Consider the following 13,425-nt stretch of genomic DNA (forward strand, 5'->3'; position numbering starts at 1 on the left):
AAAGCGCTTTTTGTTGGCGCGTTGCGATGGCTTCGAACTCCTTCTCGAACGCAACCTCAGCACCGTAATTTGCGACGGTTTTCACGTAGAGCGTATGCTCAACCTTGCCGGAAGCATTGAATTCATTCAAAAGCGCCGCGCCGTTCGCTCTCTCCAGGCTGCCTGATTCCATTGCTTCGACCAGCGTCAAATACGGAAGCAACTCGGACGTGATCTCCTTCGACGGACTTGACTCGGTCGTCACGCCCACGAGATGAATGAGTTCTGCAATTTCGTTTGAATAGATTTTAACAGCGTCCACGGTTGTAACTGAGTTTGCATCGATGGACTGACGGTATTTGTCGAGCTTATGAACTTCTTCGGCAACATGTTGAAGGTCTTTCAGAAGCTCTTTGTCGTTTAAGTCCAGTGCGGCAAGATGGTCGTCAAATACCTTGAGAACCGCGTCCGTTTTTGGGCGCTGCTTATCCAATGCAGCTATGGAAGCCGCATCGAATCCACTGTCGATTAACTCTACGGTTTTATCGCGCTCTTTTTGGATCTCGTGAATTAGGTTGCCTGCATCTTCCGCGACCCGGGTCAATGGCACCATATACGCGTGATGCGAACGCTCAATAACCTTCTCAATTACGCTGAGCGCAGCAAAACCGAGAACAGCCAGCATCGGTACTCCCGCAAGTACCGCAATCTGCAGCCTGATACGTTTCATCTCAGGTCCCCTCCTGAATAACAATCATTCTCCCTAAATTGGAGGGAACGCGTTACCTGTTACTTAACGTCAGTTTCCAACTTGGCAATTTACGACACGGTTTCATATCAATGCCAAATGAATCAATTTCAGGTGGTAAAATTAAATTTAGCTCAATAGGTATTTTTACGCATAGCTCGAATCTGACTGATCCATCTGAGCCACGAACAAGTACCGCTGCATCCCATGATTCTAATATCTTAGCGTGTGAAACGGCAGTGGATCAGCAACCGACTAGTCCGGGCAGCGCAGTCCCAAGAGCTGTTTCCAAGGCTGAAACTTCGCTCACATCATCCTGACGGAAACCGATGCGCCCATCGGGACGGACCCACATGACGCACTTGTCGACGATCCCCAAACGGTTGTGAACGGTCATGTCCTGATCAACCAGCAACAGGGTGTGCTGATGTTCCAGGGCCCTACGCGCCGCAGCTCCTTCAATGCTTCGAGCAACAACAGTCAGAGACAGGTCCTGGCGACGGGGAGCGCAAAGATCAATTGCCTCCTTGACCAGATTTTCTGCTTCAATTCCTCCGTCGCTTATGAAAACGACAACGCTTAGCGTACCTGTCGCCAATTGACCGGTTAAATAACAGGGTCGGCCATCCGCCTTGGCCAGTCGGGTATCAGACGGCAGCAAAGCCCCGGGTCCAGGTCCGAATTCCGCAGCCGAACCAGTCGCAATGAAGCTCTGCTCGTAGTCACCCATAACCGCTTCATAGCCAGACCCGCCACCTTTGAGATAATGGTGGGTTCTGACAGCGAAATTGCGGAATGCGCGTGATCTCTGCGCCGGATCGGTGATCGAAAACAGATCATCATTGCGCTGACTGGCATCCATCGCTGCCTGTGCGGCCGGCCGGCGTTCAAAATCATAAGTATCCAACAGGGTATCGGGTGCATGTCCCTTGATCGTTGCCGCAAGTTTCCAGCCAAGATTGAGCGCATCCTGAACACCGCAATTCAACCCCAGCCCGGCCGCCGGCGACATGGTGTGCGCAGCGTCTCCGGCCAGCAATATGCGCCCACTTCGGAATGTGTCACCCAGTCTGGATTTGCTGCGAAACGCGGTATCGTTTAACGGCGGTCCGAGTTTTACGGACGGCATATGCTCTTGCAGGAAATCTCTAATGCGGGTCCAGCTTTCTTCGCAGTTCTCAAACGAAGAGGAATAGATCCTGAAGACTTCCTTGGTGCGGTAAACACCAACAACGTGCGACTCGAAAAACAGGATGCCGTGGCTGTCCTTATAAGGCCACCCTTCGATCTGGGCATCCAGAACATGCCAGTGGAGCGAGCGGTCATGGCCTTCAAACGCAATCCCAGTCCCTTCCCTTACCGCGCTGTGGACACCGTCACAGCCGACAAGCCAGCTGACCTCCAGACTTTCCTCCCGCCCTGCTCTATTGCGAAGTTCCACCTGAACCCCGTCCGGCTTCTGTTCAAAGCGGTCAAGTTCAATTCCCCGTTCAATGACGACGCCAAGCTGCTCCAGCCGGGTCGTCAGGATTGGAATGAGTCGATCTTCCCCAAGGTTAAGATGCCAGGGCCAGCGCTCGCTCGGAGAAGTCGCCGTTGCGATGATCCGCCCTTCGAACGAATAGAGCATCGCCTCCACGACGACACCGTCTTCAAGCAATTGCTCGAGGAACCCCATCTGTTCGGCGGCAATCAACGAGGAAGGTTTTAGAACAAAAGCACGTGGATTTGTCGGTGGCACCAGATCGCGTTCGACAATACGCAAAGAAACGTTCCGACGGGCAAGTTCAATGGCAAGCGCCAGACCGGTCGGACCGGCTCCACAAATCAAAACGTCAGTCAAAGAAGCACTCCAACATCATGAATCTTGCTGAAGCCTAGGGCAAATTTTTCCTGAGCAGAACAGTATACCGGCAGACTTCAAGAGAAAATGTCGCGCACGCACTCTTTGCTTGCAAGGCTGACATCAGGCGCCGACAAGGTCAAACCAGCCATCTTCGGAAATGACTTCGACATCAAGGTCCTGGGCCTTCTTCAACTTCGACCCGGCTCCCGGTCCAGCGACGACCAGATCGGTCTTCTTGGACACGGAACCGGAGACCTTGGCACCGAAGCGTTCGGCCATTGCCTTTGCTTCATCCCTTGTCATCCGTTCCAGAGAGCCGGTGAACACTATGGTTTTTCCAGCGACGGGAGAACCGGATGCTTCGATCTTTTCCGCGTCTCTCGGCCTGACCTCATCCAAAAGAGCATCAAGCTGACCGCGGTTATGTTCTTCCGCGAAGAACTCCACCAGGGCCTCGGCAACAATATGGCCGATACCATCAATATCGTTGAGTTCGGTCCAGGCCTCTCCCGTTTCGTCGTGAGCCGCCTGCATCGCATCATAAAATGCACTCCACGCCCCATAAGCCCGCGCAAGCAATTTCGCATTGCCTTCGCCAACATGCCGGACGCCAAGCGCAAAGATAAACCGGTGCAACTCGATATCACGCCGCGCATTTATCGCCTCGAACAGGTTCCTGGCAGAAACCGCTCCCCAGCCTTCCCGGTTGCGCAGTTTGGTAAGAGACCGCTTGTCCCTGTCTTCCAGCGTGAAAATATCCGCCGGGGACATCACCAGCCCGTCCTGATAGAACGCGTCGACCTGCTTCTCTCCAAAACCTTCAATGTCAAAGGCGTTCCGGGAGACAAAGTGTTTGAGCTTTTCCGTCGCCTGGGCCGGACAGATGAGACCACCGGTACAGCGCCTGATGGCATCGACCCTGCCGGTCTTTTCATTCTCTTCACGCACCGCATGACTGCCGCAGGCAGGGCAAACGGTCGGGAACTCAAAAGGTTCGGCATTGTCCGGACGTTTATCCAGATCGACATCGACGATCTGGGGAATGACGTCGCCCGCCCGCTGGATTTTGACGGTGTCGCCGACACGCAAATCCTTGCCCTCCCGAATGAGCTCCCCGTCCTGACCAATACCCTTGATATAATCCTCGTTGTGCAAGGTCGCGTTGGAAACCACGACCCCACCGACTGTGATCGGTTCAAGCTTGGCAACTGGTGTCAGCGCACCCGTCCGGCCAACCTGGATTTCGATGTCATTGAGTACGGTAAAGGCCTGTTCGGCCGGGAATTTGTGAGCTATCGCCCACCGGGGGGATCGGGATACAAACCCGAGACGTTCCTGCAGATCCAGCCGGTCGACCTTATAGACAACCCCGTCGATGTCGTAATCGAGTTGTGACCTGTTTTCCTCGATGCCGTGGTAAACGCCCAGAAGCTCTTCAACCGTTTCGCAGCGCTTCATCAACGGGTTGGTCTTGAACCCCCAATCCTCAAATGCCTTGACCATGCCGGATTGCGTGTCAGCCGGCATCGCACTCATTTCGCCCCAGGCATAGGCAAAGAATTTCAGGGGTCGAGACCTGGTGATTTCCGAATTCAGTTGACGCAATGACCCCGCAGCCGCATTTCGCGGATTGGCAAAGACCTTGCCCCCATTTGCTTCCATACGCGCATTCAGCGCCTGAAAGTCCTTATGCGCCATGTAGACTTCACCGCGCACTTCAACAACGTCCGGAACGTCTCCGGTCAGTTTTTCCGGGATATCCTTGATGGTCCTGGCATTCGAGGTCACGTTTTCGCCTGTCGTGCCGTCTCCGCGTGTAGCAGCATAAACCAGCCGTCCCTGCTCATAACGCAGAGACAGGGACAGACCATCGATTTTTGGCTCAGCGGTAACCGCCAGCACCCCCATGAGCGGGTCGAATTTCAGGAACCGGCGCACACGGCCTACAAAATCGCGGACATCTTCATCGCTGAACGCGTTGTCCAGGGACAGCATCGGCACGCGATGCGTTATTTTGCCGAACCCGGACGCAGGAGCCGCACCCACATGGGCCGACGGGCCATCCGCCAATACCAGATCCGGAAACTGTTCCTCGATCGCGGTATTGCGCCGCCGCAGCGCGTCATAATCCGCATCCGAGATCGTCGGGGCATCTTCCTGGTGATAACGCCGGTCATGTTCGGCTATTTCCGCAGCCAACCTCTCAAGCTCATGTCTTGCCTGCTCCGAGGTCAGGTCTTCAACCTTGACAGACTGCACTGCGGGTTCGTTGGAATTAGTCTCGCTCATGCCTGCCTCATTCAGCGGCTGTCAGAAGTCTGCGAGCCGCTGCCCGCGCTTCTTCGGTAATGACACTGCCTGCCAGCATGCGGGCGATTTCCTCACTTCGGTGATCCTGATCGATCTGCTGCACCCGGGTTGCAACCCGATCTGGTCTCAAGGCCTCCTTGGCGATCAGGAAGTGACCTCCCGCCCGGGCGGCCACCTGCGGCGCATGAGTCACCGTCAGCACCTGAACACTGTCGGCAAGGCGCGCAAGACGCAGCCCGATCGCTTCAGCGACGGCACCGCCGACACCGGTATCAATTTCATCAAAGACGAGGGTCGGCGCTGATCCCTTGTCGGCAAGGCATACCTTGAGCGCAAGCAGGAACCGCGACAATTCTCCACCTGACGCCACCTTCATCATCGGTCCCGGCCGCGTGCCCGGGTTCGTCTGAACATGAAACTCCAGCTGATCGATACCCGACCGGCTCCGGGTTTCAGGATCACTGACCAGTTCGACAATGAAACGCGCCCGTTCCAGTTTCAGATCCGGAAGCTCAGCCCCCACTGCCTTTTCCATAGCACGCGAGGTCTTCTGCCGTTTTTCCGAAAGGGTCGCTGCTTTCTTGTCGTAATCTGCCCGCGCTTTGGCTGCTGCGTCTATGAGCGCCGCCAACTTGTCTTCCCCCGCATCAAGATCGGTCAGGTCTGTCGACATGCGTTCGCAAAGCACCGCCAGCTCGTCGACCGGAACGGAGTATTTGCGCGAAGCGGCCCGCAACCCGAACAAACGCTCTTCCACGGTTTCCAGCTCGCGCGGATCAAATTCCGTCTCACGGATCGCGCTTTCCAGCCCGCTTCGCGTTTCCTCAAGCTGGTCCAAAGCTTCTGAGAGCGTACGGACAGGTTGCGCCAGCAATTGTGGAACCTGGTCGGACTTGCGCTCCAGACGGCGGAGCAGGCTTGCAAGCTCGGGAATGGGTGAAGCGGACCCGTTGAGCGTCTCAAAGGCCTCGTTCAGATCCCCTGCAATTTTCTCCACCTGCATCATGTCGGTGCGCCGGGCGGCCAGGTTCTCTTCTTCGCCGACTTCCGGCTTCAACTGCGATAGTTCGTCAACGGAAGCTCGCAGATAGTCAGCTTCACTCCGCGCCGCTTCGATGCGCTTTTCGTGGTCGGTAACGGCCTTTTCCGCCGCCCTGAAGGTGGAATAGGCTTTCGCAACAGCTTCCGCCTGCCCGGACAAGCCGCCAAAGATATCAATAAGTGTTCTATGGCTTTCAGGATCCACCAGGGCTCTGTCGTCATGCTGGCCATGGATTTCGACCAGAAGAGAACCGGTCTGGCGCAACAAACCTGCACTCACCGGCTGGTCGTTGATGAAAGCGCGGGTCCGTCCGTCCGCTGTCTGAATACGCCTCAGGATGACATCGCCTTCATCGTCGACGTCGTTTTCCCTAAGATAGGACCGGACCGGATGATGTACCGGTACATCAAACACAGCCGTGACCTGACCTTGAGTTTCGCCGTGACGAACAAGATCTGCGTCTCCCCTCGCTCCCAGAGCCAGGGAAAGCGAATCCAGAAGGATGGATTTGCCGGCGCCGGTTTCCCCGGTCAGAACCGACATCCCGGCGGCAAAATCAAGGTCAAGACGGTCAATCAGAACGATGTCACGAATAGACAGCGTGACCAGCATGAAGGCGAGCTCCTTGGACTTAATTGCGGACCACCATATAGGAGGTCCGAGTCGTCTTTCCAGAACTCGTTAGATACTCCTGAATGCGCGGCTAATCCAGCTTCCAGCGTCCTCGGAGGGCTCATATCCGCCTTTATTCAGCAGCGAATAGGCATCCTTGTACCACTGGGTGTCAGGATAGTTATGTCCGAGGACCGCTGCTGCGGTCTGCGCTTCGTTGACAACACCAAGCGCGTAATAGGCTTCGGTCAGCCGGAACAGAGCTTCTTCGACATGCCGGGTTGTCTGATACTCGACAACGACGGTCTTGAACCGGTTGATCGCAGCAACGTAGTTTCGCTTTTTCAGATAGTAGCGACCGATCTGCATCTCTTTGCCGCCCAGCTGATCCTTGATGATCCGCAGTTTCTGCTCGGCATCCGGCGTGTATTCGGACTCCGGGAACCGCTGAATCAGTTCTGCAAATGCAGCACCTGCCTTCTGCGTCACCCCCTGGTCACGGGTAATGTCCGGCATCTGGCGGAAGTAGCTCTGACCCGCGAGATACAGCATATAGGCTGAATCCTCATCCCCCGGATATAGGGTCACGAACCGTCTCGCAGCCGTGACTGTCTCGGTGTATTTTCCACGCGAGTAGTTCAGGAAGGCCAGGTTGACCAGCGACTTTTTGGAATATTCGGAATAGGGATAGAGCTTGTCCAGCTCTTCAAACTTCTCTGTGGAATCGCGCAGCTTGCCTTGAGCCCGCAGTGCAAGCCCTTCGTTGAAGAGGACTTCCGGCGGCGTATCATTGAGAGCGAGTTCGTCAAGATCGTCCTTACCGCTGCAGGCGGCAAGCGCCAGCGGCACAGCCAGAACGGCCATTTTGTAGAAAGTTTTCATGCGTTTGGTTCCGCTCACATCAGAACCTTTGTCCATTCCGTTCACGCCCATACTCCCGAGCCGTTCCGGCCCAACCGGCCCCTTGAACAAATGGAGCCTATGAATCTATCGACAGGAGTGTTTAGCGGAAATCACATGTCCCCGTCACGTCCTCATCGGCCATCTGACGGTTTTTTTGAGCTTTTTTGTGGCAGCGGCCCAAATTGTGGTGAAATCCGTCGAAACAAAAAGGCCGCTTCAAGGAAGCGGCCGATCATCAAGATCAGAATGCCTCTGATCCGAAGGCAGTCGAAGCGGCCAGACCGCCTGAGTCGACCTGCCCAACCTGACGGAAAGCCGGTGCTTCAACAATTTCAAAGGCACTCGGATCTTCAAACAACTTAACCAGGATCGCGTGGTTCATCTTGTGACCACCCTTGAAGGACCGGTAAAGGCCCAGTATCGGCAATCCGGCCAGCGCCAGATCACCAACGGCATCAAGGGCCTTGTGACGGGCAAATTCATCGGGCCAGCGCGTGCCTTCCGGGTTCAGCACCTTGTCGTCGGCAATCGCCACGGAATTTTCAAGCGAGGACCCGAGTGCAAAGCCCATTTTCCAGAGCTGTTCAACGTCCTTCACATTTCCGAAGGTACGCGCCCGGGACAGGTCGTCGCGGAAAACTTCCGGTGTCATTTCGGACACGAATTGCTGACGGCCGATCACCGGCGTGTCGAAATCGATCGTGATATCGAATTTGGTTCCGTCGTAAGGATGCAACTCGCACCAGGCGCTGCCATTATCGACGCGCACGGTCTTGTTCACCTTGAGGTAGCGGCGACCGCGGTCGAGTTTTTTCAGGCCGACCTGCTCGATAGCTTCCACAAATACGGTGCTGCTGCCGTCCATGATCGGCATTTCCGGGCCGTCGATCTCGACGATCACGTTGTCAACACCCATGCCGAACAATGCAGCCATCAGATGTTCAACGGTAGCGATGCCTTCCTTGGTCGGGTCGCCCAGCACCGTGCAAAGTGCGGTGGCCGAAACCTTGCTCCAAAGAGCCGGCATTTCCGGGGCATCTTCCTGATCTGTTCGCGTGAACACAACCCCTACGCAAGCTTCGGCAGGCACCAATGTAATTGACGCTGGTTTACCCGAGTGGACGCCAATCCCCGTCAGGGTTACCTGATCGGCGAGAGTTGTCTGTCGGTCAACGTATGTTGTCATTAGGCCTTGCCCTTCCGGTTTGCGGTCGGAAATTGTCCTCGGTTAACCCGGAAAAGGTTACGGAATATCCACGACCGCCAGTTGGTGGGGAACATAGTCCCGAACCTGGATAGAGCGAAATAAAGCTTTATTACGGTTTGTAACGATTCACAGGCCTGCAAGATACTGAATTGAAAGCCGAAATCCATTCCGTAACGGAAACAGCCCGGAGCGTGAACTCCGGGCTGTTGCGATCAGGGAAGAAGATCGCGAAACGAATCAGTTGGCCTGGCGGCGCAGGAACGCCGGGATTTCCAATTGTTCGTCTTCTGACGCGCTGACAGGCTTCGGTGCAGCGCGGCCTGTTCCGTCCAGCTGACCGGTTGCTCCCTGTGCGGATGCACGCTGCTGCGGAGCTCTCGGCGCAGGCTGCATTTGCGGTGCCGCCCGGGCGACCGGAGCTTCAGCTTCATGCTCCTCCTCATCTTCCCGGCGGCCAAGACCGCTGGCAAGACGGCGCAGCAGTCCCATCGGGCGCCGGTCATCTTCACCGTGCTCTTCAAGTTCCGCGGCAGGCGCGGTCGGCTGAGCCGGGGCAGCTGTCTGTTGCGGAGCCGGTGCAGGTGCCGGTTTCGCAGCAGTGGTCTGCTGGGGTTGAGCCGGAGCGGATTGCTGAGCCCGGATCTCGCGCTGAGCAATCGGCGGGAAATCTTCAACACGCGGCATGCGCGGTGCCGGACTGTGCTCTTCGGCAACCGGTGGAATATACGGCTGGCTGACCGGAGCGTCATTGGCAACAGGAGCCAGCGCATCTTCTTCCAGATCCATCATAGCGGACTTGCCGGCCAAAGCGCTGCTGGCAGGCTGTACCCGCTTGATTTCGACGGCGGGGTCGCTGGCAACCGCAACCGCCTGGGGTTCAGGAATTGCAAGTTCCTTTTCCAGGTTGGCGACCGCCTTGGCAGCAGCGTCCTGAGCACTGGCTTTTTCAGCAAGGGCGGCAGGTTTGGCCGTTGTGATTTCCGGAGCGCGGGCAACCGCAGGCTTTTCTGCAATTACAGACTGGCTTGCCGTTGCGGGAAAGGGAGTAGCGTCTACGCCCTCCTCCTTGTCAATGCCGGTTGCCACGACGGATACACGAATGATTCCGTCCAGTGTCTCGTCGAATGTCGCACCCAGAATGATGTTTGCATCCGCATCGACTTCCTCGCGAATACGCGTGGCAGCTTCATCGACTTCAAACAGGGTCAGATCGTTACCGCCTGTGATGGAAATGAGCAGGCCTCTCGCGCCCTTCATGGAGGACTCGTCCAGAAGCGGGTTGGCGATGGCAGCTTCCGCAGCCTGTTGAGCACGCTTCTCACCACTGGCTTCACCGGTACCCATCATCGCCTTGCCCATGCCACGCATGACCGACCGAACGTCGGCAAAGTCAAGGTTGATAAGACCCTCTTTCACCATAAGGTCGGTGATGCAGGCAACGCCCGAGTAAAGCACCTGGTCAGCCATCGCAAATGCGTCGGCGAAGGTGGTCTGCGCGTTGGCGATCCGGAACAGGTTCTGGTTCGGAATGACGATCAGCGTGTCGACATTGCGCTGCAGTTCATCAATACCGCTGTCGGCGATGCGCATCCGGCGCGCACCTTCGAACTGGAACGGCTTGGTAACGACACCAACCGTCAAAATGCCCTGTTCGCGTGCTGCGCGGGCAATGACCGGGGCTGCGCCGGTGCCGGTACCACCACCCATTCCGGCAGTGATGAACACCATGTGCGATCCGGACAGATGATCGTTGATCTCGTCGATCACTTCTTCGGCTGCGGCCGAGCCGACTTCCGGCTGCGAGCCTGCACCAAGACCTTCCGTAACAGCCACGCCCATCTGGACGAGACGGTCGGACTGGTTCATGGCCAGCGCCTGGGCATCCGTATTGGCGCAAACGAAGTCGCACCCCTGGAGACCTGCTGTGATCATGTTATTGACGGCGTTTCCGCCCGCGCCGCCGACGCCGAATACCGTAATCCGCGGCTTCAGCTCCTGAATGTCGGGCATCTTCAGGTTGATGGTCATATTATCCTCGCGACCCACTGGCGCCCCCGAAACGGGAGAACCCTCTTCTTCCCTAATTTCCTCTGCCACTCCTGGCAGCTCCAATTCCTGGCTTTCGTCTTCTTGGCTCATGTCGTCAGAAGCTTTCCCTGATCCACTGTCCCACACGGGCCAGATAACCAGATTGCCCGCCCCACCCTGACCGTCGGTTCTTGTGTTCGAACTGTTCGATCTGAGCGACCTGCGGATAAATCAAGAGGCCTACAGCCGCGGCGAACGCCGGACCTTTGGCAGCCTCGGGAAGACCGGCGACGCCTAATGGCCGGCCAAGACGAACGTTGCGCCCCAGAATATGACGCGCAACTTCTCCAAGCCCCGTGAGCTGACTGGCGCCCCCCGTCAGTACGATTTGTTTGCCTACACGCCCGGCAAAACCGGATGCCGTCAGGCGATCTCTCACGAGTTCAAGGATTTCCTCCACACGCGGGCGAATGACACGTGTCAGCGCCGAACGCGGGATCTGGTTTGGCAAATCACTGTCGCTTTCCAGCGCGGGCACCGTAAGCATGTCACGGTCGTCCGAGCTGGAAGCCAGCGGTGAGCCATAAAGAGTTTTCAGGCGCTCTGCGTCCTGCAGACGGGTCGCGAAAGCGCGGGCAATATCGGTGGTTACGTGATTGCCGCCGACGGCAATCGCATCCAGATGGACCATGTGACCATCAACAAAGACCGAAAGCGTCGTCGTACCGCCACCCATGTCGATGCAGGCAACGCCGAGTTCAGCTTCGTCGTCAACGATCGTCGAAAGTCCGCTGGCAAAGGGAGTTGCCACCATGGTTTCAACATGCAGGTGACCGCGATTGATGCAAAGTTCCAGGTTACGAACCGGCGGCACTTCCGCCGTCACGACCTGCATTTCAACGCCAAGCTTGTGGCCCATCATGCCGCGTGGATCCCGGATGCCACGACTGCCGTCGAGCGAATAGGAAATCGGCAAGGCATGCGTAACCGCGCGGCCTTCCGTAACGGAATGACTCGACCCAGCGGAAAGAACCCGCTGGATATCAGCCTCTGACACGCTGTCGCCGGCCAGTGAAACATTGGCGCTGTAGATCTCGCTCTGCAAACGACCGCAGCTGATATTCGCAATCAGCGATTCAACCGTAACGCCTGCCATGCGCTCGGCACTGTCGACAGCCAGCCGGATCGCCTGCTCGGCCGCATCCATGTCGACCACGACACCGGATTTGATACCGCGCGAACGCTGATAGCCGTAGCCAAGCACTTCCACCTTGTGAGAGCGGCTCGACAGGATGGACTTCTCCTCCTGCGGCACCAACTTGGCGATCAGGCAGCAGATCTTCGTCGACCCGACATCCAGAACGGACATAATGACCGAACGGCGGCTCGGCAGCGGGCGCATTTTAGGCAGATAAAGATTGTTTCCGGAACGGCTCACGTATCCCGCTCCTTCTTACCCGACCGGTTGCGGCCACCAGTCATGATTTTACGCTGTTCGGCAGCCTCGTCCGACAGGCGGACTGTTACCCGGTCGGCCAGGCGCATGTCGATTGCGACGATGTCCCGTGAAAGCAGACCGCTTTCCTTGTCCATTTCCATCAGATCGGCCAGCGCCACATCAACATTCTCTTCCGGCAGCCGGATTGAAATGCCGTTTTCAAGCTGCAGATCCCAGCGTCGATCTGCGATTAGAAACGCTGCGCGCACCCGCGGGCGAAGTTCAGGCACTTGTTCCAATGCGGTGTTGATTTCCCCTGCCCGGCGCTGTGCGCCATGATTCACGACCAGCAGCAGATTCGCATAGCGGCCATCGACATCGTCGGTAATGACGTCACCTGATTCGTTTACGATCGAAACAAGATCACCGCGCTGCCAGAGCGCATAAGGAATCCGCTCTTCGATTTTCACCTGAAGCGTGCTCGGATAGAGCTTCATGACCGAAGCGTTCTTGACCCAGGCCATCTGGTTCAAACGCTCACGGGCGCTATCCACATCGAAGAGCGCCAATGACGACCCTTCATGAATTTCCAACGCCTCAAGGATCTGGAATTCGTTGATCTCACGCTGACCGGAAAGCTTTACCGCCTCGATGCCGAAACCCGTTGCGGACAACAAGGCATCGGAAACAATGCGACCGTGACCGCCTATGACTATTCCATAACCAATTGTTAAGGTTAAGAAACCAAGTGCAGCAGCAGATCCCGTCCAGCGTGGCAGGTCAGCCAGTCGCCCGGCAGAACGCCACACCGGCTGGCGGTGCAAACGTGACACGCCGCGCCCGCGCGGAGCCAGCTCGGCTTCCAGCGGAGTTAACGTTTCCCGTTTATTTCTGCGTCCTAGCGACAGCAACTTGCGTCCTCAACCATCCAACTGACCAGGTCTTTGAAACTCATCCCCTTATGGGCCGCCATTTCCGGCACAAGAGAGGTCGGCGTCATGCCTGGCTGCGTGTTCACTTCAAGGCAAATCAGTTCACCGGTTCCGTCTTCGCGTTCGTCGAATCGGAAATCGGCCCGGGAAACCCCACGGCATCCCAAAGCCTGATGCGCCTTGACTGCTAGTGTCTCTATGGTTTGGTAAACAATCGGTGAAATTTTTGCAGGAAGAATGTGTTTTGAACCACCTTCTACATATTTTGCATCGTAATCGTAGAAGCCATGACCAACCGGAACGATGTCGATGACGCCAAGGGCCTTGTCATCTATGACACCACAAGTCAGTTCCCTGCCCGCGATGAACTTTTCGCACAT

At 56.6% G+C, this 13,425-nt stretch carries 9 protein-coding genes and 1 pseudogene; all 10 read right to left on the reverse strand.

The annotated features are described in order from the left end of the window. Window positions 1–709 (reverse strand): nitrate- and nitrite sensing domain-containing protein (locus K5905_RS12640; RefSeq protein ID WP_297584322.1); only part of this gene is annotated, 709 nt, incomplete at its 3' end. Window positions 710–971: 262 nt separating this feature from the next. Then, window positions 972–2,570 (reverse strand): FAD-dependent monooxygenase, encoded by a 1,599-nt coding sequence (locus tag K5905_RS12645; protein ID WP_297584324.1) that lies wholly within the window; start codon window positions 2,568–2,570, stop codon window positions 972–974. A 123-nt stretch (window positions 2,571–2,693) separates the two neighbouring features. Next, window positions 2,694–4,862 (reverse strand): NAD-dependent DNA ligase LigA, encoded by a 2,169-nt coding sequence (gene ligA, locus K5905_RS12650; protein ID WP_297584326.1) that lies wholly within the window; start codon window positions 4,860–4,862, stop codon window positions 2,694–2,696. A 7-nt stretch (window positions 4,863–4,869) separates the two neighbouring features. Further along, window positions 4,870–6,537 carry a DNA repair protein RecN gene (recN, locus tag K5905_RS12655; protein WP_297584328.1) on the reverse strand — a complete coding sequence of 556 codons (1,668 nt, stop codon included), beginning with the start codon at window positions 6,535–6,537 and terminating at the stop codon, window positions 4,870–4,872. 69 nt (window positions 6,538–6,606) lie between these two features. Beyond that, window positions 6,607–7,419, reverse strand: coding sequence for an outer membrane protein assembly factor BamD (locus tag K5905_RS12660; RefSeq protein WP_297584330.1), 813 nt, complete (start codon window positions 7,417–7,419; stop codon window positions 6,607–6,609). 262 nt (window positions 7,420–7,681) lie between these two features. Next, window positions 7,682–8,626 (reverse strand): UDP-3-O-acyl-N-acetylglucosamine deacetylase, encoded by a 945-nt coding sequence (gene lpxC / locus K5905_RS12665; RefSeq protein WP_297584332.1) that lies wholly within the window; start codon window positions 8,624–8,626, stop codon window positions 7,682–7,684. Window positions 8,627–8,884: 258 nt separating this feature from the next. Then, complete coding sequence (gene ftsZ, locus K5905_RS12670) at window positions 8,885–10,675, reverse strand: cell division protein FtsZ (RefSeq protein ID WP_297584336.1); 1,791 nt, start codon at window positions 10,673–10,675, stop codon at window positions 8,885–8,887. A 115-nt stretch (window positions 10,676–10,790) separates the two neighbouring features. Further along, window positions 10,791–12,077 carry a cell division protein FtsA gene (ftsA, locus tag K5905_RS12675; protein WP_297584340.1) on the reverse strand — a complete coding sequence of 429 codons (1,287 nt, stop codon included), beginning with the start codon at window positions 12,075–12,077 and terminating at the stop codon, window positions 10,791–10,793. 32 nt (window positions 12,078–12,109) lie between these two features. After that, window positions 12,110–13,024 (reverse strand): cell division protein FtsQ/DivIB, encoded by a 915-nt coding sequence (locus K5905_RS12680; protein WP_297584334.1) that lies wholly within the window; start codon window positions 13,022–13,024, stop codon window positions 12,110–12,112. Next, window positions 13,012–13,425: pseudogene (locus K5905_RS12685) on the reverse strand (D-alanine--D-alanine ligase); the annotation flags it as partial. The pseudogene K5905_RS12685 and the gene K5905_RS12680, both read right to left, overlap by 13 nt.

The sequence above is a fragment of the Roseibium sp. genome (genome assembly GCF_025698965.1).
GTDB lineage: Bacteria > Pseudomonadota > Alphaproteobacteria > Rhizobiales > Stappiaceae > Roseibium.